At 65.1% G+C, this 21,515-nt stretch carries 21 protein-coding genes; 5 read left to right on the forward strand and 16 right to left on the reverse strand.

Annotation, left to right across the window (positions count from 1 at the left end; all coding sequences use genetic code 11):
- Positions 1 to 138: 138 nt before the first annotated feature.
- A complete protein-coding gene (locus J0A90_RS08905) occupies positions 139 to 564 on the reverse strand; it encodes a VOC family protein (RefSeq protein WP_035475289.1) in 426 nt (141 codons plus the stop codon).
- A gap of 113 nt (positions 565 to 677) precedes the next feature.
- On the opposite strand from J0A90_RS08905, the gene J0A90_RS08910 reads away from it, so the two are divergent.
- The 3 genes from J0A90_RS08910 to J0A90_RS08920 all read left to right on the forward strand — a co-directional run bounded on the left by J0A90_RS08910 (position 678) and on the right by J0A90_RS08920 (position 3,577).
- A complete protein-coding gene (locus J0A90_RS08910; RefSeq protein WP_207035308.1) occupies positions 678 to 1,580 on the forward strand; it encodes a LysR family transcriptional regulator in 903 nt (300 codons plus the stop codon).
- Between the two features lie 66 nt (positions 1,581 to 1,646).
- The gene (locus tag J0A90_RS08915) at positions 1,647 to 2,510 is read left to right on the forward strand and encodes a pirin family protein (RefSeq protein WP_207035306.1); all 864 of its coding nucleotides are present in this window, start codon (positions 1,647 to 1,649) and stop codon (positions 2,508 to 2,510) included.
- Positions 2,511 to 2,659: 149 nt separating this feature from the next.
- Positions 2,660 to 3,577 (forward strand): NAD(P)-dependent oxidoreductase, encoded by a 918-nt coding sequence (locus tag J0A90_RS08920; protein WP_370635776.1) that lies wholly within the window; start codon positions 2,660 to 2,662, stop codon positions 3,575 to 3,577.
- A gap of 185 nt (positions 3,578 to 3,762) precedes the next feature.
- Here J0A90_RS08920 and J0A90_RS08925 read toward each other — a convergent pair whose 3' ends face one another.
- The 9 genes from J0A90_RS08925 to J0A90_RS08965 form a co-directional block, all read right to left on the reverse strand.
- The gene (locus J0A90_RS08925; protein ID WP_207035302.1) at positions 3,763 to 4,680 is read right to left on the reverse strand and encodes a lysophospholipid acyltransferase family protein; all 918 of its coding nucleotides are present in this window, start codon (positions 4,678 to 4,680) and stop codon (positions 3,763 to 3,765) included.
- Between the two features lie 159 nt (positions 4,681 to 4,839).
- Positions 4,840 to 5,571 carry a hypothetical protein gene (locus tag J0A90_RS08930; RefSeq protein WP_207035300.1) on the reverse strand — a complete coding sequence of 244 codons (732 nt, stop codon included), beginning with the start codon at positions 5,569 to 5,571 and terminating at the stop codon, positions 4,840 to 4,842.
- A 62-nt stretch (positions 5,572 to 5,633) separates the two neighbouring features.
- On the reverse strand, positions 5,634 to 6,173 hold the full coding sequence (locus J0A90_RS08935) for a hypothetical protein (protein ID WP_207035298.1): 540 nt from the start codon (positions 6,171 to 6,173) through the stop codon (positions 5,634 to 5,636).
- A 314-nt stretch (positions 6,174 to 6,487) separates the two neighbouring features.
- The gene (locus tag J0A90_RS08940; protein WP_035475277.1) at positions 6,488 to 7,321 is read right to left on the reverse strand and encodes a CsgG/HfaB family protein; all 834 of its coding nucleotides are present in this window, start codon (positions 7,319 to 7,321) and stop codon (positions 6,488 to 6,490) included.
- Positions 7,322 to 7,352: 31 nt separating this feature from the next.
- Complete coding sequence (locus J0A90_RS08945) at positions 7,353 to 7,775, reverse strand: curli assembly protein CsgF (RefSeq protein ID WP_207035296.1); 423 nt, start codon at positions 7,773 to 7,775, stop codon at positions 7,353 to 7,355.
- Between the two features lies 1 nt (position 7,776).
- Complete coding sequence (locus J0A90_RS08950) at positions 7,777 to 8,235, reverse strand: curli production assembly/transport protein CsgE (protein ID WP_233076658.1); 459 nt, start codon at positions 8,233 to 8,235, stop codon at positions 7,777 to 7,779.
- A 72-nt stretch (positions 8,236 to 8,307) separates the two neighbouring features.
- The gene (locus J0A90_RS08955) at positions 8,308 to 8,985 is read right to left on the reverse strand and encodes a LuxR C-terminal-related transcriptional regulator (protein WP_207035292.1); all 678 of its coding nucleotides are present in this window, start codon (positions 8,983 to 8,985) and stop codon (positions 8,308 to 8,310) included.
- 621 nt (positions 8,986 to 9,606) lie between these two features.
- Complete coding sequence (locus J0A90_RS08960) at positions 9,607 to 10,527, reverse strand: TatD family hydrolase (protein WP_207035290.1); 921 nt, start codon at positions 10,525 to 10,527, stop codon at positions 9,607 to 9,609.
- Between the two features lie 3 nt (positions 10,528 to 10,530).
- Complete coding sequence (locus J0A90_RS08965) at positions 10,531 to 11,433, reverse strand: EboA domain-containing protein (RefSeq protein WP_207035289.1); 903 nt, start codon at positions 11,431 to 11,433, stop codon at positions 10,531 to 10,533.
- A gap of 439 nt (positions 11,434 to 11,872) precedes the next feature.
- On the opposite strand from J0A90_RS08965, the gene J0A90_RS08970 reads away from it, so the two are divergent.
- On the forward strand, positions 11,873 to 13,306 hold the full coding sequence (locus J0A90_RS08970; RefSeq protein ID WP_207035287.1) for an alkaline phosphatase family protein: 1,434 nt from the start codon (positions 11,873 to 11,875) through the stop codon (positions 13,304 to 13,306).
- 118 nt (positions 13,307 to 13,424) lie between these two features.
- Here J0A90_RS08970 and J0A90_RS08975 read toward each other — a convergent pair whose 3' ends face one another.
- From J0A90_RS08975 to J0A90_RS08990, 4 genes are all read right to left on the reverse strand, one after another.
- On the reverse strand, positions 13,425 to 14,321 hold the full coding sequence (locus J0A90_RS08975; RefSeq protein ID WP_207035285.1) for a UbiA family prenyltransferase: 897 nt from the start codon (positions 14,319 to 14,321) through the stop codon (positions 13,425 to 13,427).
- Positions 14,264 to 15,481 carry a metabolite traffic protein EboE gene (gene eboE, locus J0A90_RS08980; RefSeq protein ID WP_207035283.1) on the reverse strand — a complete coding sequence of 406 codons (1,218 nt, stop codon included), beginning with the start codon at positions 15,479 to 15,481 and terminating at the stop codon, positions 14,264 to 14,266. Before eboE ends, J0A90_RS08975 begins: the two co-directional genes overlap by 58 nt.
- Complete coding sequence (locus J0A90_RS08985; RefSeq protein ID WP_207035281.1) at positions 15,468 to 16,751, reverse strand: 3-dehydroquinate synthase; 1,284 nt, start codon at positions 16,749 to 16,751, stop codon at positions 15,468 to 15,470. Before J0A90_RS08985 ends, eboE begins: the two co-directional genes overlap by 14 nt.
- Before the next feature lie 188 nt (positions 16,752 to 16,939).
- Positions 16,940 to 18,292: an MFS transporter gene (locus J0A90_RS08990; RefSeq protein ID WP_207035279.1), complete on the reverse strand. Its 1,353-nt coding sequence runs from the start codon at positions 18,290 to 18,292 to the stop codon at positions 16,940 to 16,942.
- A gap of 355 nt (positions 18,293 to 18,647) precedes the next feature.
- On the opposite strand from J0A90_RS08990, the gene J0A90_RS08995 reads away from it, so the two are divergent.
- Positions 18,648 to 20,033, forward strand: a complete 1,386-nt coding sequence (locus J0A90_RS08995) for an MFS transporter (RefSeq protein WP_207035277.1) — start codon at positions 18,648 to 18,650, stop codon at positions 20,031 to 20,033.
- A 35-nt stretch (positions 20,034 to 20,068) separates the two neighbouring features.
- On the opposite strand, the gene J0A90_RS09000 is transcribed toward J0A90_RS08995, so the two are convergent.
- Both J0A90_RS09000 and J0A90_RS09005 read right to left on the reverse strand, forming a co-directional pair.
- Entirely contained in the window at positions 20,069 to 20,734 is a 666-nt protein-coding gene (locus J0A90_RS09000; RefSeq protein WP_207035275.1) for a 2OG-Fe(II) oxygenase, read from the reverse strand.
- A 143-nt stretch (positions 20,735 to 20,877) separates the two neighbouring features.
- Positions 20,878 to 21,504, reverse strand: coding sequence for a CoA pyrophosphatase (locus J0A90_RS09005; RefSeq protein WP_207035272.1), 627 nt, complete (start codon positions 21,502 to 21,504; stop codon positions 20,878 to 20,880).
- Positions 21,505 to 21,515 lie beyond the last annotated feature (11 nt).

Genomic DNA, 21,515 nt, shown 5'->3' on the forward strand with positions numbered 1-21,515 from the left:
GGGCCGGTCAGTGACCGGCCCCCTGGCTGTCTTTTCCGGACTATCTTTCGGCTGTTTCTTACGGGCTATTTCTTATGGGCTATCTCGTTCGGGCGTTCACCCGAACGAGGCTAACCGGCGAGATCGCTGCTGCCGAATTCACTTGGCGAACAGCTGGCTCATGTCCTTGAAGGCCTTGAACTCGAGCGCGTTGCCGCAGGGGTCGAGCAGGAACATGGTGGCCTGTTCGCCGACCTGCCCCTTGAAGCGCACATAGGGCTCGATCACGAACTCGGTGCCGAAGCCTTTCAGACGCTCGGCCAGGGCTTCCCACTCGTCCCAGCCCAGGATGATGCCGAAGTGCGGCACCGGTACATCGTGGCCGTCGACCGGGTTGGTGTGTGCCGCCTGTTGAGACGGCGTCTGCGGGTGCTCGTGGATCACCAACTGGTGGCCGTAGAAGTCGAAATCCACCCACTGCTCGCTGGAACGGCCCTCGCTCAGGCCGAAGGTCTCACCGTAGAACTTGCGTGCGGCGGGCAGGTCATGAACCGGAATGGCGAGGTGGAAAGGGGAGAGTGCCATGATGAGTGCTCCTCGAGTGTCGTGTGTCGGCTCAGTTTGATGGCGAAAAAAATCGATGGAAAGCGGATAATATTGCAGTCTGATATCGAAAAAAGTGGATTCATGGCAATAGTATGCTGCGCGAACTCAAGACCTTTCTGGCGGTGGTGCGTCACGGTACCTTCTCTGCCGCCGGCGGAGCGGTGGGGCTGACCCAGTCGGCGGTGAGTGCGCAGATCCGCAACCTGGAAGCGGACATCGGCGAGCCGCTGTTCGAGCGCACCGGGCGCGCCGTGCGTCTCAACGCAGCAGGTCGGCGCCTGCTGCCACAGGCCGAGAGCATGCTCGAGCTGGCCGCGCGCATTCGTGCCTCCACCGGCGATGAACTGAGCGGTGACTGGCATCTCGGCGCCATCGCCAGCGTCCAGAGCGGGCGCCTGCCGGCGATTCTGGCGACGCTGGCGGCGCGCGCGCCGGGGGTGATGACGCGGGTGGTGCCCGGGGTGTCACTGGCGCTGCTCGACCAGGTCGACAAGGGCGATCTGGACATGGCGCTGATCGTCAAACCGCCGTTCGGGCTGCCGCGGGACCTCTACGCCTGTGTCGTCGCCCGCGAACCCTTCGTGCTGATTGCCCCGCCGGCCAGTCAGGAGACGACCCTGGAAGCACTGCTGATGCGCCATCCCCTGGTGCTCTACGACCGCGGTTCGTTCGGCGGGCGTCAGGTGGTGCGCTTTCTCGAGCGTCAGGGGCTGCGCCCACAGATTCGCCTCGAGCTCGACGAGATCGATGCCATTGCGCGTCTGGTGGCCTGCGGCCTGGGCGTGGCGCTGATCCCGCGTACCGGCATGTGGTGCCTGCAGTCGCCGCTGCCGGTGCGCGTGCTGTCGCTCGAAGAACGTGTCTTCCACCGTGAGCTGGTGATGGTGTCGCGTCTGCCACCGGAACAGTCCGCGCTGGTGGCGCTGGTCGAAGAGGCGCTGCTGGCCGAGGCTGCGCGCGCCGCTGTCGACGACCCTATGCAATGGTTGGGCTGAAATCATTCGCTTTTTTCGCGGCATCCGTGACCTAGACTGCTCTCTAACGCCATTCAGGAGCCTCGCATGTCTTCCCTCAACCCCCGCGGTGTCATTGCCCAGCACCCGGCCATCCGCGACGATATCGGTGATCTGACCACCCGGCGCCCGCTGCCGGGGCCGCGCCTGTCGCAGCTCGATCCGTTCCTGTTTCTCAATCATCACGGCCCGCAGGTCTATCCGCCCAATAACCATGGCTTGCCCTTCGGTCCACATCCGCACCGTGGCTTCGAGACGGTGACCTTCATCCTCGAAGGCTCGCTGGCCCACGCCGACAGCGCGGACCATCAGAGCGTGATCCACACCGGCGGCGTGCAGTGGATGACCGCCGGCAGCGGTATCGTCCACGCCGAGATTTCCCCGCCCGAGTTCCTGCGTGACGGTGGGCCGCTGGAGATTCTGCAGCTGTGGATCAACCTGCCGGCTCGGCTGAAGATGAGCGAGCCGCGTTACACCGGGCTGCAGCGCGAGTCGATTCCGACGATTGCCCTGGCTGGTGGCGGTGAGCTCAACCTGATAGCCGGTGAGTTCGAGGGGCAACGCGGGCCTGTCGAGAGCCTGACCGATGTGTTCATGTCGACGCTGACGCTAACGCCGGGGGCTTCGCATACGCTGCCGGCACCGTCAGGACGCCAGGTGTTTCTCTACCTGATCGACGGCGAAGCCAGCGTCGGCGGCGACGACGTCGAAGCGCAGCACCTGATCGAGCTGGACACGCAGGGAGATAGCGTCGAATTGACGGCAACCACCGAGTCACGGCTGATTTTCGGCCACGCGGCGGTGATCGATGAGCCCGTCGTCTCCCATGGCCCGTTCGTGATGAACACGCGTGAAGAGATCGTTGCAGCTATCGATGACTACCAGGCCGGGCGCTTCGGCGGGCTGGCGTGATCACCGTGGCGGTCGACGCGCGGGCTGTCTAGGCTCGGAGAAGGGTAAGACCGCATGCTGACATCGCTTGGCGATCGAGCGTCGGGTTTCTAACGAGTATCTGGTTTCTAACGATCATCGGGCTTCGGTCGCTCGCCAGCTTCAAGCGTATATCGCGCTTCAATCCGTATCAGGAGACAGCAATGAACGTAGGATTCGTGGGTCTGGGGGCCATGGGCCAGGGGATGGCAGCGCAGCTGCTCAAGGCCGGCCACACGGTGACGGTGTGGAATCGCTCGCCGGCGCCGGTAGAGGCGCTGGTGACCGAAGGCGCCAAAGCGGCCAAGTCGGCGCGGGCACTGGCCGCCAAGTGTGAAGTGCTGATCAGCATGCTGCCCGATGACCACAGCGTGCACGAGGTGCTGGTGGCGTCCAAGGCGCTCGAGGCGCTGCCCAAGGACAGCGTTCACATCAACATGGCCACGGTATCACCGGGCCTGGCGCGGGCGATGAGTGCGCTGCATGAAGGGCTCGGTTCGCACTACGTAGCGGCCCCGGTGCTGGGTCGTCCGGACGTGGCTGCCGCGGGTAAGCTCAATATCATCGTGGCCGGAGCGGCGGCGGCGCAGGAGCGGGTGACGCCGGTGCTGGAGGCGCTGGGTCAGCGGCTGTGGCCGGTGGGCGAGGCACCGGAGCGTGCCTGCGTGGTCAAGATCGCGGCCAACTTCATGCTGGCCACGGCGATCGAATCGATGGGCGAGGCTTCGGCGCTGACGCGTGCCTACGGTATCGAGGCCGACACCTTTCTGGAGATCGTCACCAGCACGCTATTCGCTGCGCCGGCCTACCAGGGCTACGGCAAGATGATTCGCGAGGCACGTTATACGCCAGCGGGGATGAAGATGGCGTGGGGCTTCAAGGATGTGAGCCTGGCGCTGGCGGCGTCGCAGGAGCGCCAGGTGCCGCTGCCGTTCGCCGGCGTACTGCGTGACAGCCTGCTCGACGCCATGGCCCACGGCGATGCCGACAAGGACTGGGCGGCACTGGCCGAGACCGCGGCGCGGCGCGGTAACCTCGACGCGCGCTAGGTGTTTATCTATCCGCTACTCTGCCGACACGGGCGATTCAGGACTAGGTTTGTGCGAAAAGTCAGCGAGCGAAGGCAAGACAAGGCAAAAATCGGCGAAGACGCGGAGTTTACGGGGTGTAAATGAGCATTCTGAGCTGATTTTTAACGCCGTATTGCCGAGCGCAGGTAGTTTTCGTACAAAGCCTAGCGATAGAGCCGAAAACGCCGAAAGTCGGGGACTTTCTGCTCCTCTTCCGGTGTCTTCTTCCAGCGCTTGTACTCCCACTGGTACTGCACCGGGTCGAGCGCGATGGCGGCCTCGACGCAGGCGTTGACGCCGGTCGCCGAAGTAGTCTCGTCGCTGGCGTAGACGCGCTCGTCGGCGGCCAGGAAGTGGATCGCGAAGCCTCGCCCTTTGGGCAGCCGCCGCGCGACTCCGGTAACCACCCGCGCCTGGGTACGAGCCACCAGCTTGGGCAGCAGGGTGGCGGTGTAGGCCTGGCGGCCGAAGAAGTCGGCGAAGACGCCGCTGCCCCAGTCCGGTTCCTGATCCGGCAGAATGCCGATCGCCTCGGCGCGCTTCAGCGCCTTGAGCAGGGCGGCCACACCGCGTGAATTGGTCGGCACCAGCTCGGCGCCCATGCGCTCGCGGCCGTGACGAATCACCGGATCGAGATCGGCAATCTTGGGAGGTTCGTACATGGCGGTGAAGGGAAAGTGGCTGGAGAGCCAGAAGTTGAGCACTTCCCAGTTGCCGAAGTGCGGTGCCAGCACGATCACGCCGCGGTTCTCCGCCCGCGCGTCATCGAGCAGCTCGCGCCCGTGCACCTCGACGATTGCCGTCTCGACGCGCCGTGGGTCGCCGATCCAGGCGAAGCCGAGTTCGAGCATGGTGGCTGCGGAGTGGCGCAGGCTCTGTTGCACGCGCAGGCGGCGCTCGGCCAGCGTGTCCGCGGGGAAGGCAAGCTCCAGATTACGCCGCGACACGTGGCGCTCACGGCGCGACACGGCGTAGAGCACGCGGCTGGCAATGCCCGCCAGGCGCCACAGCGTGATCAGGCGCCAGCCCGACAGTAGGCGCCAGAGCGCATGAATGGCAGTGGCGTTGAACGATCTCTTCATCCGGGTAAAGGTCGATCTCTCGGCGAGTGTCGCCGTGCATTTTGCCTGTGGCATCGCCTGGGTTCTAGGGCCTGGCGAGAATAGCCGGGTGATCTCCAACGCAAAAACCCAGCCGGCGGTTGCCGGCTGGGCTGTTCTGGCGCGCTTTGGTAGCGGGGCTCAGTACTGCGTGACGCTGGCCGTGTTGCCGTGGCCGTTCTGCACTGTCTGAGCGAAGTTCTGCCAGCCGCCCGACTGGGTATGGGTGGCGGTGTTGTCCCAGCCATTCTGGCTGACGTAGGAGTCGTGACCATAGCCGGACTGTGAGACCGTGGCCTGGTTGAAGCCGCCGCCTTGCTGCAGGATGTCGCTATCCAGCTCGTCGCCCTGCTGGTTCACGTGAGCCACGTTCTCCCAGGCGTACGCGCCGTCACCATCCTGCATGATGTAGCTGTCGTTGAGGTTGCCGTTCTGCGTGACGTAGGCGTCGTTGTAGGTGGCGTTGGGGCCTTGCTGGCTGACGATCGAATCGTTGCGATAACCGCTCTGGGTAACCTCTGCCAGGTTGGCGTTATTCTGCTGGCTGATCACGGATTCGTTTTCAGCGCCGCTCTCCTGGCGCACGCGGGCCAGGTTGTCGTTGTCCTGCTGGGTGACGCGCGACCACTGATTGCCGCTCTGCACGACGTTGGCATCGTTGTGGTTGCCGTTCTGGTCGATGAACGACTCGGCGGCGTTACCCGCATTGCCGTTGAAACCGGCCATGGCGTCGATCGCATTGCGCGATGACTGGAAGGTATCGGACGGGTTGGTGTTGCCGCCCGGGCTCAATTGCGTCGCGTCTGCTGCCATGGCGGCTGCGCTCATGGCCATGGCGATGGAGGCTGCGAGTACCGACATCTTGATTTTCATGATCTTCCCCTGGTTTTCTGAGTACCGCCTTGCGTTCCCCTGTCCCGCTGCCGACGCAGCGATCAGTAGGTCACTATGGTGGCCGTTGCGCCGCTACCCGACCGCGACAGCTGGTCGACGGTGATGGCTCGGTGGCCCGTTCCCGACTGTTGAATCGTTACGGCACCGTTTGCACCGCGCTGATTGATCTTGGCGTCGTAGCCGCTGCCCTGCTGCAGCAGCTTGGCGTCGAGCGAGTTTCCGTTCTGATCGATCACACCGTCGTTGAAGTCGCCGCGTTGATCGATCAGAGCATCGTTGTCATAACCAGACTGATGGATGCTAGCCACGTTGGCCGCTTCTCGGCGCCCGTTCTGCTGTGAGATATGGGCTCGGTTATCGTTTCCGATCTGTACCACTGAGGCTTGATTGGCGCCACGCATTTCGGGCGAGGGCTGCGAAGATGCTTGCTGGGAAAGAATGCGTTTTTCATAACGATCGCGTGAGTTATCGATGCCGATATGCTCACCTTCGGATGCTTCAGATAGCACAGGCGTTGTGGCCAGCACCAGTGCGGCAGAGATGCTGAATAGCGCGCGGATGATAGGAGCTGGATAACGCATGGTGACACCCTCGTTAGACTCGCTTTACCGTACGAATGGCATGAGTACGTGGGGCCAATATCGCTGGATCGAAGAAGTCGGGCTATCGGGGGGCGGGGGGATTCATCGGTATGATAAATCTGGTGTCATCGATAGGTTTTTTTGGATGCTATTTTTTATGAAGTTAATAAAAAGCCGCCTGAAGGCGGCTGTCAATGTAATGACATAAAAAGCAGTGGTAGAGCGATCCCGTAACGGCGTCATGACTATGTAGTATATGGCGAAAAACCCGGTAGAGACCTCGTGATTGCCATAGCCTCTAGCCCGTTATCCATTCACATCATGGGCACGCTTTCGTTCAGATAGTCTGCGAGTACGGTCTTCTCCAGGGGAACACCGTCGGCGAGATTCCAGAGTCTATCCTGCACCCCCTCGGCGATCAGATGGATGACCGCGGACTCGATCGCTGACATCACCGCCATCTGTACTGGCTCGTTGGTAGTCAGGCCGGCTTCCGCTTCGAGCAGGCGGCGGAAATCGATGAAGCGGAAGACGCCGGCGCGGATCTCCTTGGAGTAGATGGTCTTGGTGGTGGTGACGTTGGCCAGCACCTCTCCGCTGGAGATCTCGACCGCGCGCAGATTGATCGTCACCTGGTCGACCTGATACTGCCCCGAGGCGCCGATGCCGAAGTATTCGGCGCCCAGCCCGCCGGTGCGCACGTTGGATTCGTAGGCGATGATACCGCCCTCCAGCAGCACCGAGGCAGAGCGCAGCGAGGGCAGGTTGTCCGGCCGATTGAAGCGCTCCTGCTCGGCACGGATGATGCGGCGCTCGGTCAGCAGATTCTGCAGGCCGACCCGCTCCAGTGGCGTGAACCAGCCAGAGTCGGCCAGCGCACCGGTCAGCATCGCCGCGGCGCCCTGAGTGACAGCGGTGGAGAAGGTGCTGGCAGGAGCCGGACGGTACTGCCCGGTCTGGTCACGAAAATCGTAGACCGCGGCGAGAATCTTGCCGGCGGGGCGAGGCAGCGCCTTGAGATCCTGCCAGGTCGCTCCGCGGGGTGTCAGCGTGGGCGGTTTGCCCTCGAGACCGTCAACGTTGGCGACCATGCCGGCGCAGCCGGAGAGCAGTGCGGCAGTCGCGACCGCAGCAATGAGTTTGTACATGTTGTGGTTCCCCTGCGTGGGTCGTGCTGGCTCAGAAGCCGCCAGCCGACAGCCCGCCCACGTTGATATTGGTGATGTCCCCGGTGGCCTTGTCGGTGACCGTGATCACCAGCTGCCCACCTTCGTCGCTAACCACGACTCCGAAATCGTCACTGTCATATGAGCCGGTGCCGATATCTCCCGAACTGACATCCGAAAGCAGCTGCGAGATCAGCCGGCTCTGCAGGCTCTGCACCAGGCGGTCGGTGGCCGAGAGTCCGCCGAAGTCATTGAGGCTAGGGTCCTTGTGGGTATCCTGGGCCTGTGCCTTGCCGAGCAGGTAGCTGCCGTTGAACGGGTCGCCGCCGAATGACGGATTGATCGGTCGATAGATCAGCTCGCCAGCACTGCTCGGCGAGGTGACCGAGAGCGCGCCCAGCGCCAGGGCGAGAGAGAGCGGAACGAGATTGCGCATGTCACAACTCCTCATCTGAGAGGTCTAGGCTGGGTTGAAGCGACTGTGCGATGCGACGGCGCAGTATCGCCTCCTGGACGACACGGACCGCTTCGTCGGCGTAGCGATCCGCTTCGCTGATGCGTGGCGACAGCTGAGTGCTGAAGTAGATCTGATTGCGCTCGGCGATCCACAGCTGGCTGCCCCAGCGCGGGTCCGGGCGCTCGCTGACGGTGAGCTCGGCGCCGGAAACGATGGGGTCGCGCATGGCCGCCTGGGAAAAACTGCGGTAGAAGGTGCGGCCCGCCATGGTCATGGTGCGGTCGATGATGATGCCGGAGAGCTCCGGGCGTTGCAGATTGAACTGCTGGTCTAGCGCGCGCTGCGGGTTCTTCTCATCGATGCTGACGGCAGGGGCGTCGGGGGCCTTGGTGGCATCAGGCTCGACTCCATCCTGGGCCTGGCCGTTCGGGCTCAGCACAAGAAGCACCAACAGTGTCAGACCCGGGAGACGGGCTCCGGGCGCGCGGTGGCAAGCGTGCATGGCGCGCGCTCAATGCTTGGTTCGCGGGCGTGACAAGTTGGGCAGCGCACCTAGATGGTCGCGCGCCCAGCACACCACCTGGACTCGATTCTGGGCGCCGATCTTCTTGAAGATGTTGTAGATATGGGTCTTGACCGTGTGCTCGCTCAGGAACAGCTTCTCGGCAATCTGCGCGTTGGTGGCGCCTAGCCCGACCAGCCCGACTACCTGACGCTCGCGGTGGGTCAGATATCCTTCCATACGGTAGGCGTCCATGCTCTGGCGGCGCAGCTTGTCGATCAGCAGGCTCATCAGATTGCGGGAAAGCCAGATCTGACCCTGCAGGATCTGCTTCAGGCCCTTGGCCATCAGCTCCGGCGTATCCTGCTGAAAGAACACGCCACGGATATGCGACAGCGAAACCGCGTCCAGCGCATGGGTGTCGTTCTTGGCGTTGAAGGCACAGATCTGAACTTCGCCGTCGCCCTGGCCGGCCAGGCTCTCTTCCCACTTCTGGAACAGAATGGGGTCGACCAGGCTCAGGTCGATCAGGGCGATGTCGAAGCTGGCGTTAGAGACCTTGTGCGGCTCCTGTGGTCCCGCCAGGCGATAGCTCATCCCGGTATGCGAAGAGAGACTCATCGCGAGCAGGGTCGACTGCGCTGTCTCGCTGGTCACGATCAGCATCGAGGCTTCTGGGTTTGACATGATATTCCCCTGGCGTACGTTGCCTAGACGGTAAATATTCTGGTTATTGTGCAAGGCTGGTCTTTGTGTTTCGGATTGTTGCACCGGCTTTCAGGAATATAAAGTTCTGCCGCTTGGTATTTTTCTAGTACTTTTTGGTCTAAGTAAACTTTTTTCCTTTTATTACAGCGACTTGCGATTTTCCTGGAGTAAATTAGGGCAGCTGCGAAGGGGCGACCTTAGTCGCTTTTCAGGGGGTACTCTTCGATGACATTTCGTTACCAGCGCAAATTAATCGACTAATTGTTTCGGTGCGTATCAAGGTAGCTCGCCGGCATGACTCGCTGTGGCGAGGTAAGGCGGTTTTCCGCTGCGGGTAGAGTGGCAGAGAGGTGGGTCTGGCGGCTGAAAGTGCCTGCGCAATCGAGGCGCGAGCCACGCGATGCAGCGTTCGGCGTGGCGTCACCTCAGCGTGTAGGCAGAACAGATGCGGTATCCGCCGTGATGGGGCAGGGGTAGATGAAGGGCGTCGGGAGCGCAGACGCTGGTGTAAGGCGCGCAGGGCCTTGCGTGGCTTGTCAGGCAGTCGGTGCGCGCCAGCGCGGGATGGCTGGCGGGCCGATGCGCGGGGCTGTCGTGCTGTCACTCGATCAGCAGGTCATCTTCGGCATGCCGGCGGGGGTATTCGATGCGCGGTTCGCGGCCGCCACGCAGGATCGAGTTACCCTCATAGAGCGTACGCTGGTCGATTTCCGGCGGGTCGAGCCAGTCGGATTCGTGCATCTGCCCGCTTTTGCCGTAGACGCACAGGGCGTTTTCATAGGTGACCTGGCGCACCACCTGGGCGTCGATACCGCTGGCGAGCGCCAGGCGAGCGGTCTTGGCGACCCCAAGACAGTCGGAAATGCCCCAGTCGCAGGCGCTGTCGACGATGATCCGATCGCCGCCGTATTGACGCAGCAGTTCGACCATGCGCGCATTGCCCATCTTGGTCGAAGGGTAGATCGAGAAGCCGGCCCAGTAGCCACGGTCGAGCGTCTCGCGCACGGTCTCTTCGTTGTTGTGATCGATCACCACCCGACTGGGGTCTATGCCCATCTCTTCGCACACATCCATCGAGCGCGAGGTACCGCGTTTCTTGTCACGATGCGGGGTGTGCACCATCACCGGTAGCGCCAGCTCCTTGGCCAGGGCCAGCTGGGCGCGAAAATACTTCTCTTCCAGCGGCGTCTGCTCGTCGTAACCGATCTCGCCGATCGCCACCACGCCCTCTTTCATGGCGAAGCGTGGCAGCCACTCCATCACGCCCTCTGCCAGCGCTTCGTTGTTGGCCTCCTTCGAGTTGAGTCCGATGGTGCAGTAGTGGCGGATACCGAACTGTCCCGCGCGGAAGCGCTCCCAGCCCACCAGCGACGACAGGTAGTCGACATAGGTGCCGACGAAGGTGCGCGGCTGGCCGACCCAGAACGCCGGTTCGATCAGGGCGACCACGCCGGCGGCGGCCATGGCTTGGTAATCGTCGGTGGTGCGCGAGACCATGTGCGCATGCGGGTCGATGAACATCGTTCAGATTGCCTCGTAGTGGTGGAGATTGCTCCAGCCGACACGGCCGGTGCCGATGAGGGCTGCGGTCTCCGGTGCGGAGGTCAGCAGATGTCGGGCCGAGGGCGTATCGGCCTGGGAGAGCGCCAGCCCGGCGGCCAGCCGTTCGGCGGGCGAGCCCGCCAGGGCACGCTGCAGCGCGGCGTAGGCGCCGAGCGCATCGACACAGGGGCCGACGCAGCGCCACAGCTCGGGCGTGACGCCGCGACCGGCGGCCCAGCGCTCCTCGGCATAGTCCAGCAGGATGCGCGCCAGCTCTGGGTTGTGGCGCTGGTCGATGCCGACGATCGGGGCCAGCCGACTGCCGATGAACAGCGCCTTGAGCACCATGTGGTTCCAGCGGTGGAGATCGAAATGGTCACGCGGATAGGGGTTGCCATGGGCGATCGCTTCGAAGACGGCGCGCATGTTGGAGCGCAACCCGGCCCCAACCAGAGTGCTCAATGAGGCCGCTTCGGGGTAGAACGAAAGGCCGCGATAGAGGGTGATCAGCTCGCGGGCGTCGGCAGTGCGCACGAGATCCTCGAACAGCGCCGCGAACGGGCGCTGGCCGCGAAACGTCAACAGACCGGCTATACGCGCCGCGCCATCCAGGCTCCAGTCGAGCGGAGACCAGCCTGGTAGCACGCTGTGCGCTGCGGTCAGGTCCTGAGGTGTCAACGCGAGATCTGCCTTGCCCAGGCGTCGGGGCACCTGCCCCAGGAAGAGGTGCAGCGCACGCTCGTCGGCACTCGTCTGCAGACGCTCGAGCGCGTCGAGAAACCAGGTCTCCTGCGCCGCCGCCTGACGCACGACCCAGCGGCACAGCAGGTCTGCTGCCGAAGGCGATAACGCTGTCGTCGCTCGACTGTGGAGGGGCTCGGTCATGGGCATCCTGTTGGCGATGGTTTGTGAATCTGGTTTGTGGCTCTGGCTTGAGAGAAGGCGGACAGGCGCATATCGCTTCGGGTCGATGTCGACAATCACTCTATCGATTGTCGCGGCGAGCCCCTACCTCAATTATCTGGAGAATTGGTGCCGGATCGAGGCGGCCACGGGCCATCTTTTTTGGCGAATGATGTGAGCCCAAGGCGCCATCCTGTGATGCCTTTCTTCATCCCAAAGGCTCAATTTTTATCGCCCCAGCAGTTGTCGATTGAGCCCGAGTCGGCGGGCTGATATGCAGTCTCGATCGTGGCCTCGTTGATCGCACCGAAGCGTGAAAGCGCGGTATTGATCAGTATCGCTAGGTCGGGTATCGCCGCCGTCGAGAGACACGGATATCAGCCTGTTAAAGCGGCCGGAATGCCCATGAGAGAGAACGAAAATGCACAAGACACTGGTTATACTGGTCGTCGGCTTGAGCCCCCATCTGGTGGGGGAACATACGCCGAATCTGCAACGTCTGGCGCGCCGGGGCGGGCTACGCCCACTCGAGACGGTTACCCCGGCGGTCACCTGCAGTGTCCAGGCCACACTGCTCACGGGGTTGCCACCGGCAGCGCATGGCGCCGTCGCCAATGGCTGGTATTTTCGTGATCTCGCCGAGGTCTGGCTGTGGCGGCAATCCAACCGGCTGGTGGCGGGGGAGAAGGTGTGGGAGGCGGGGCGGCGGCGCCATGCCGACTTCACCTGCGCCAAGCTGTTCTGGTGGTACAACATGTACGCCTCGGCGGACTGGAGCGCGACGCCGCGGCCGCGCTATCCCGCCGACGGGCGCAAGCTGCCGGATCACTACACTTACCCCCCCGAACTGCATGACGAGCTCGACGCCAAGCTGGGCACTTTTCCGCTGTTCTCCTTCTGGGGGCCGCTGGCCAACATCGACTCCAGCCGCTGGATCAGCGATGCGACCCGTCACGTGATGGCAACACGTGATCCAACGCTGACGCTGACCTATCTGCCGCATCTCGACTACAACCTGCAGCGTCTCGGGCCGGATCTCGATCATCCCGAGCTGCAGCGTGACCTGCGTCAGGTCGATGCCCTGTGCGGCGAGCTGATCGCGGACGCCGAGCGCGATGGGCGTCGTGTGATCGTGGTCTCCGAGTACGGCATTACCCCGGTGCAGGACGCGGTTCATATCAATCGGGCGCTGCGTCAGGCCGGCTACCTCGCGGTGAGACGCGAGGGCGAGCAGGAGCAGCTCGACCCTGGCGCTTCGCGCGCGTTTGCGGTCGCCGATCATCAGGTGGCTCACGTCTACGTGCGCGACCCACAGGATCTGTCCCGGGTCAGGGCGCTGCTCGAAGGGCTAGCGGGGGTCGAAGCGGTGTGGGGCGACCGCGAGAAACGCCGGGAGGGGCTCGACCACCCCAATGCGGGCGAGCTGGTGGCGATCAGCCAGCCGGACCGCTGGTTCAGCTACTACTTCTGGCTCGACGAGGCGCGGGCACCTGACTATGCGCGCACCGTCGACATCCACCGCAAGCCGGGCTACGACCCGGTGGAGCTGTTCTTCGATCCGATGCTGCGCGCGCCCAAGCTGGCGGCAGGCTGGCGGGTGTTCAAACGCAAGCTCGGCATGCGTCAGCTACTGGATGTGATCTCGTCGACGCAGACGACGCTGGTCAAGGGCTCCCATGGCCGGGTGACCGACGACCCAAGGATGGGGCCGCTGGTGATCTCCTCAGAGGCCGGACTGCTGCCGGCGGGATCGGTCAAGGCGACCGAGTTCAAGGCGCTGATGCTGGCACATGTGTTCGGTGCTGATGCCAGCCTTGCGGATGAACGCGAGTCGGCGGCGACTACTCTTCTCTGATTCCCCCCTTTTCTGATTCCGCCCTCAGTGCCTGGTGTCTGTGGGGCCTGCCAAGGAGACGGCCAGCGCACCGGCCAGTGACGACCCAGGCCGGGCGCGGTGCTCCGCCGCGCTCGGCTCAGGTGCCGGCAGAGAGACGCTGCAACTGCAGCGTGGCGGCCCAGGCGCCTACCGCGAGCAGGGCGGGTAGCGGCTGACCCAGGGCGGCGATCAGCACGGCATCGTAAAGTGAGATCGCGGCAATCAGGCCGACCACTGCCCGCGGCACGTCGCCGGGGGCGCGCCTGCGTAGCCAGGCGAGACAGCGCAACCCCCAGGCGAGATAGCCCAGCCATAGCAGAGCGGCCAGCAGCGTGGGGCCAGGCATCAGCAGTACAGCGGCCAGCGTGAGCAGTAGTGGCACCGCCAATATCCCCAAAGGCCACAGCGCGCCCAGACGGTCGTAGGCCTCCTGACGTGCGGCATAGGTCAGGCCGATGACATGGCAAGCCAGCCCCAGCGCCCCCAGCCATAGTGGTGCGCCGAGCTGGCCACCCAGTGCGATCGCCGCGACCAGGTAGCAGAGCAAGCGGCAGCCACCCATGACCAGCGGGCTCCAGCTCACGTCCTTGTGTCGCAGATCGTAGAGCAGCACCGCCGCAGCCAGCGCCAGGCCCGCCGTGCCGGCCGCGACGCCGGTGGCGAACAGCAGCAGCACGGCAGAGGCCAGCAGCGCCAGGCCAATCAGCGCGACCGTGGCGCGCCCGACTTCACCACGCGGGATCGGGCGGTCGGCGCGCTCCCGCGCATCGATGGTGGCGTCGCAGGCGTCGTTGAGATACATGCCGCCGAGATAGCTCAGCGTCAGCGCGGTCAGCACCACCAGACCGGCTGCCAACGATCCGCTCGCCCCGGCCAGCAGCGCACCGGCCAGGGCATTGCTCCATACCGTGGGGAGATTGGAGACCCGGCCCAGCCTCAGCCAGACGTCAGCGCCTCGGCGTCGACACTGACGCCCAGCTGCTGTCGCACCCACTCGAGCTCCTTCACCACTGCCACTTCCAGCCGCTGGCGACGCAGCGCTTCGGGTAGTACCTGCCACGTATAGGTCTCCACTTCCAGGTGCGTCGAGATCGGCTGACGGCGATGCAGGGCCAGGATCTCGGCGAGAAAGTCACGGGTGGTCGAGAAGGGCGGGATGTCGGCGACGAAGATCGGCACGTGAAAGTGCACGCGCCACTCCTCGCCATCGGCCCGCTGCGGATCCGCGAGCGCCTCGGGAAGATCGCTGTAGCGAACCAGCCCGCTCGCGCTGCGCGCCACCACCTGGTGCAGATAGGTCGGTTCGCAGAAGCTAGCCAGCCCCTCGCGGGTGGCCGAATCGAGCGCCGGCACGCGCAGTGCGGCACTCAACTGCAGCTTGTGGATGGGGACACCTGCGTCGCGCAGGGCGGCGACGCTGGCCGTGGGGTCTTCGAACTCGACCGCCGCATGGCAGACGTCGTAGCACACCCCGAGGTGGCGCGGCAGCGCCGCCTGGGCCTGGGTCAGCGACAGTCCGCTCAGCTCGGCCACACGAGCGGCGGCGCTGTCGCAGAACAGGTAGTTACGGAAGAACGCCAGCGTCTCCTCGATGGTCTCGAGAAAGCAGCAGGGCTCCGGCTCCAGGGCGATGGCTACGCTGACGCCGGTACGTTCGAACAGCCCCACGCAGTGCGCCACGCACTTGAGCAGATTGTCGGCCATGGCCACCTCGGCGCCCGCGGTCAGTGGGCCATAGGTGCCGGGTACGGTGCTCAGACTGAGCATGTCGCCGGGCTGGGCCAGCTCTGTCATCAGATCGGCGAGCCAGCAGGTGTAGTCGAGGCGTGCCCGCTGCTTCCAGTCCGGCTGATAGACCGCGGCCTTCACTGGCACGCCGTGGAAGGGGCCGAAGGGGAAACCATTCATGGTGACCAGGCGGTAATCGTGGCGCCTCAGGATCGCCTTGAGTTCGGCGCGGGCGTCCGGCGCACGCAGCTCCTCCAGCGCCTGGGCGGAGAGGCGCAGGCCGAGCCCGAAGGAGACATCCGGCGCCAGCGTACGGCGTACGTAGGCCACCGGCCCCTCGAGCGCGCGGCGCACCTCATCCCAGGTCTGGGTCGAGTGCACGTTGAGGCAGTAGGTCAACTGACCCAGGGCGTCAGGCAGCTGCATGCTGGGCGGTCTCCGCGTGTAGCCACTCGATCGCCGAGAGGACCAGGGCGTGATCCATCGCATGGACGTCGACAGCGCGTCCGATCGCGGCCAGCAGGGTGACCGTCAGTTCGCCCCCCAGGTGCTCCTGGAACTCGCCCAGACCGCTGAGCAGCGCCGGCTGGCCGAGCGAATCGAGCTCCAGCAACTGCGGGTGATAGCGCGGCAGGCCAAGACGCTCGAGTAGCTGCATCACCCGCCGCGCATCACTCGCCGGCAGGTGGCCGGCGAGCACCGAGTAGCGGGTGTCGAGTGCGATGCCGATCGCCACCGCCTCGCCATGGCTGACGCCGTGATGGGTCAGCGCTTCCAGCTTGTGGGCCGACCAATGGCCGAAATCCAGCGGCCGTGACGAGCCCTGTTCGAAGGGGTCGCCGCCGCGGCCGATCTGCGCCAGGTGCAGCTCGGCGCTGCGCTGAATCATGTAGGCCTCGGCGCGGGCATCGAAGGTCGCCAGTGCCTCTGCATTGGCTTCGAGCCAGTCGAAGAAGGCGGCGTCTCGGATCAGAGCCACCTTGATCGCCTCGGCGATCCCGGCCAGGCGCTGGCGGCGCGGCAGCGTGGCCAGGAAGTCGAGATCGTTGAGTACTGCCCAGGGCGGGGCGAAGGTGCCGGTGAAGTTCTTGGTGCCGCGGAAGTTGACCGCATTCTTCACCCCGACACCGCTGTCGTTCTGCGCCAGCACCGTGGTCGGCAGACGAATCAGGCGCACGCCGCGGTGGGCCACGGCCGCGGCCAGGCCCACTGCGTCGAGGACGGCACCGCCGCCGATGGCGATCACATAGGCGTGGCGATCCACGGCGTGCTGGCGCAGCTCGTCCAGCATGCGCTCTACCGTTGCCAGGCTCGCCTTGATCGCCTCCCCCGCGGCCACCGTGATCGGCGGCGCGATCAGCGCCATGCGTGCGGCATGGGCCTCGAAATAGCGCGCCAGGCGCCGGGCCAGATCCGGCCAGGCGGCGGCCACGCCGGCATCGACATAGACCAGGCAGCGGTGGCGCAGCTCCGGCTCACGGCGCGCGACAACCTCCGCCAGGAGCGGATTGTCGGGGGAGAGCAGTTCGCGGGTGAAGGCCACCGGGTAGTCGTAGGCGACCTGAAAGTGCTGCCAGTGGATTACGCTGGCCTCAAAGCCGCGATCGGTGGGGCGAGCGGCGTCGCTCGGCGGCAGCGATGCGCTATCGATGGCGCTGCCGCCACCTGGAGAAAAGGAGACTGCGGGGCGGTTCATGGGGCGGTGCCTGCGTAGGGAGTCGACACGACATCGGCGGGCCGTCTTGTCCTCAAGGGCGGCCGCGCCGGGTTCGCGCCTAGCTTCCGCGCTCGGACCGAGGCGGGACAAGAATGGTTCTTCTGCTACGCAGGATGAGCCGCATATGGTGCCACGGCATGAGAGAGCGCCAGCGAGCGCTTGCTGAATCAGCCTTGCCTGGCCGGCGCGGCGGGCTTGGATTCGGCGCTTTCCTCCTCGACATCATCCAGCCGGTCGGCGCGGCGCAATACCGGGAAGGCCCACATCCACAGCCCGACGATCCCCAGGGTGCCGACCGCGCCGATCACCGCCGCCGGCACGGTACCGAACCAGGCCGCGGTGACCCCGGACTCGAACTCGCCCAGCTCGTTGGAGGCGCCGATGAACAGCATGTTGACCGCATTGACCCGGCCGCGCATCTCGTCTGGGGTTGCCAGCTGCAGCAGCGTCAGGCGTACATAGACGCTGATCATATCGGCGGCGCCGGCGATCAGCAGAGCGCCGAACGAGAGCCAGAACCAGTGCGACAGTGCGAACACCAGGTTGGCCAGGCCGAACACCGCCACCGCCGCGAACATCGTCAGCCCCGCATGGCGGTTGATGGCACGCACTCCCAGATAGAGCCCCATCAGCAGCGCGCCGATGGCGATGGCGCTGCGCAATGCGCCCAGCCCCTCGGGGCCGACGTGCAGGATTTCTTGGGCGTAGACCGGCAGCAGTGCCACGATGCCGCCGAACAGTACCGCGAACAGGTCGAGCGAGATCACTCCGAGAATCACCGGCTTGTTGCGGATATAGCGAATGCCGGCGGTGAAGCGCTGCCAGGCGGTGTCATCCCGCGGCTGGCGTTCGACGGCGTAGCGCACCGGCACTGCGAACAGGCCGAGCAGGGCGACCACGAAGCACGCCAGCACCACGCTGTAGGTGAGCGGCGCACCGAAGGTGTAGAGCAGCCCGCCGAGCAGCGGACCGCCGATCACCCCGATCTTCATGATCGAGGAGTTGAGCGCGATCGCCTTGCCCAGTTGCGCCCGCGGTACGATCTGTGGCAGCAGGCTCTGCAGGGTGGGGCCGGTGAAGGCCCGCGCTGCGCCGAACAGCACCAGCACCGCATAGAACGTTAGCGCGCTCTCCGGGCGCTGCAGCGAGAGCGCGATCAGACAGGCGCTGCACACGCCCTGGGCCAGCCAGCTGAGCTGCAGGATGCGCTTGCGATCGAAGCGGTCGACCAGGTCGCCGGCTGGCAGCAGCAAAACGACCATCGGCAGGAACTGAGCCAGGCCGACATAGCCCAGCGTCAGTGGGTCGCGGGTGATGTCGTAGACCTGCCAGGCCACCACGATGGCCTGGATCTGCATGGCGAACACCGCCGCCAGGCGCGAGACCAGAAAGGCGGCGAAACCGGGTTGACGGTAGACCGCGTCCGCGGCGTTCGTCTGCGGGTGGTCATCATCGGTAGCAGGGCGATCGACGCGTGACGGATCGTCTGGGGTTGAGGCGGCGCTGTCGGCGGTGGGCATGGTGTCCTTGGCGGTCGATGCGGGGAGAGGCTATCTAGCTACTAGCTAGCGCGCTAACAGAATAGTATACGCAGATTCCTCTCGACCTGCGCCGACGTTCGCTTGGCGTGGGGGTATAACGACCCTGGTCAATGTCAGCCGCCGCCATACGGGAATTTTTCGCCGCTATTCGGCTTTTTCGGCTGCCGGGCGCGGCGTATAGTGCGCTCGCCCGAATACTGCCCGGACGCCTGCTGTTCAGGGCTTCTCAGTCCAGGGTTCCGCATTACAGAGTGTCTCATTCTATGGCTTCTTCGGTTGCTGGCGGCGTCACCCGTGCCGCCGGGCCGGAACCGGTTGCAAGGTGGGTTCGTCGATGTCTCCGCAGTTGCTTTCCATGGCGCTGGCGCCGCTTCTGGGTCTGTTCATCCTGGGTATCGGCAATGGCTTTCTGGCCTCGCTGATTACCCTGCGCCTGGACGCCGCCGGCGAGTCGGTGACCACCATCGGCTGGGTCTCGGCGGCCTACTACATCGGCCTGGCGATCGGGGCGCTGTTCAACGACCGCCTGCTGCTGCGCATCGGCCATATTCGCGCCTACGCCTGTTTTGCCTCGCTGGTGGCGGTGACCGTGCTGCTGCAGGGGCTGTGGCTCAATGCGGGGCTGTGGTTCACCCTGCGCATGATCGGCGGCTGGGCCACCCTGGGCGTCTATCTGGTGATCGAGAGCTGGCTGCTGACGGCGGCGGATACCCGCGTGCGTGGGCGCCTGCTGGCGCTCTACATGATCTCGCTCTACGGCGCCGGGGTGATCGGCCAGCTGCTGCTCGGCGTGGCCGACAGCGCCGGTGCCAGCCAGCCGTTCATGATCATCGCTATTCTGGCATCGCTGTCGGTGCTGCCGCTGGGCATGATCCCGCGGGTATCGCCGCTGATCGAGCACGCCGAGCCGCTCTCGCCGTGGCGTCTGATCACGGTCACGCCCACCGGCGTGATGGGCTGCTTCGGCTCGGGGCTGGCGATCTCGGCGATCTATAGCCTGCTGCCACTCTATCTGCAGCGCAGCGGCCTCGACGTGCAGAAGATCGGCGAGATGATGGCGGTGCTGATTCTGGGCGGCATGCTGCTGCAGTACCCCATCGGCCGCTGGTCGGATCGCCACGACCGCCAGATCGTGCTGATCCTGATCGGTGTGGCGATGACCCTGCTGTGTCTGGGCATGATGCTGCTGCCGCCGCTACCGTGGCTGCTGGCGGGGGCGCTGTTCCTGCTCGGCGGCGGGGTATTCGCGCTCTATCCGGTGGCGGTGAGCCACGCCGCCGACCGCGCCCCGGCCGGCGCCCTGGTGCGCATGAGCCAGGGGTTGCTGCTGATCAACGCCCTCGGCGCCACTCTCAGCCCGCCGCTGATCACCCCGCTGATGACGCATGTCGGCGATGCCGGGCTGTTCGTGGCGCTGCTCTGCTTGGGCGGCTGTCTGGTGGTGTTCTTCGTCTGGCGGCGCAGCCGTCGTCCGGCGCCGGCACCGGTAGCTCCGTTCACCTCCAATCCGCCGCAGTCGGTGGTGGGGGCCGAGCTGGTGGTGACCGCGGCGCTGGTGCAGGGGGCGACCGAACACGAGCAGCAGGAGGATCTGTCCCAGGTCGTCCCGGAGGTGGAGACGGCGCTACCGGAGGTGGATATCGCGGGCTCCGAGGCCGAAACGGCCGGATCGGCGGTCAGGCCGGTAGACGCCGACGCAGAGACCGCGACACGCGGCTGAGCGCGCTGGATCCGCGTCTTCAGGGGGACGAGAGTTCAGCGCGCGGGGTCGACCAGCCCGCCGAGGGAGGCATTGCGCCGGAACCAGCCGGCGATGCTGGTGCGCGGCAGGCGGGTCGGCAGTACCTCGTGAGGAATGCGCTCGGAGAGAAAGCAGACGAAAGTGCCGGCGCGTGGCATGACCCGCGCGACCTCGCGCTCGCTGTCGTGCTCGTCGTAGAGCGCCATCTCGCCGCCGCCGTCCTCGGGCCAGTCCGGGTTGAGATAGAGCACGGTGGAGACGATACGGTTGGCACGTCCGCGAAAGCTGTCGTAGTGCTTGCGGTAGAAGGCGCCCGGTGGATACTGGGCGAAGTGCGCCTCGAACTCGAACAGCCCCAGATAGAGGGCGATATTGATCTGCTGCTGGAGCTCGGCCATCAGCGCCAGATAGCGGCGCTGGGCGAGACTCTCGCGATCGAGCCAGTGGATGGCGTCGCCGCGGATGTCGCGGCGCAGGGTGCGCTCGTCACCGCGGCCGATGGCGGCCTCCTGCAGCTGCTGACGCGCCTCGAGCTGGGTCAGCTCGGCGTGCAGCTCCTGGCACAGGCCAGCGTCCAGAAACCTCTCCCCGGCGTACCAGCCGTGCGCGACCAGGGCGTCGATCAGCGGTGTCAGCTGCTGTTCGTCCCAGTAGGCGTGGTGAGTCTGGGTGTGGGACATCGCGGGGCCTCCGATGGAAAAGCGCGTGGCTGGGACAGCGTGGTCGAGGATGCGTGGTAGAGAATGCTTGGTCCAGAATGCTTGGTCGAGAATACCGGGACGAGACTGCATGGCCGGGCACAAGCGCCGGCGCAGGCCGTGAGTCATCGAGTGGTACGGCGCCCGCGCTGCGGATGATAGCGTAGCTCGCCGCCCGTCGGTGGCTGTTCCAGCGAGACCCGGCTGGCGAAGCCCACCGCCAGCAGCTCGACCAGCATCATCGCCGAGAGCCCCCAGATGATGCGACCATCGACCTGATAGCTGGGTACGAACCACTCGTGATCGTCGACCGGAATCACATCGGTATGGGTGCGCCGGTCGTCGAGGAAGTGGGCCAGCGGCACCTCGAAGATCGCCGCGATCTCGCCGGGCTCCGGTGTCAGTGCCAGATCCGGGGGGATGATGCCCACGTAGGGGGTGACCCGCAGCCCGTGCAGTGAAAGCAGATCGCCGAGGCGGCCGACGATCTCCACCTCGTCAGGCGCCAGGGCGATCTCCTCTTGGCTCTCGCGCAGCGCCGTAGCCAGCAGGTCGCGATCCTCGGGTTCACGCTTGCCACCGGGAAAGGCCACCTGGCCGGCGTGGGAAGAGAGGTGGTCGGTGCGCTGGGTGAACAACAGCGTCGGCTCGCGACGGGCCACCAGCGGCAGCAGCACGGCGGCCTGAGGGAAGGCCGCGTCGAGCTGGCGGGGACGGTGCGCTTGCAGGCGCTCGCGAAGTGTCTCTAACATGCGGTGCTGAT

The sequence above is a fragment of the Salinicola sp. DM10 genome (genome assembly GCF_017306975.2).
Taxonomy (GTDB): Bacteria; Pseudomonadota; Gammaproteobacteria; order Pseudomonadales; family Halomonadaceae; genus Salinicola.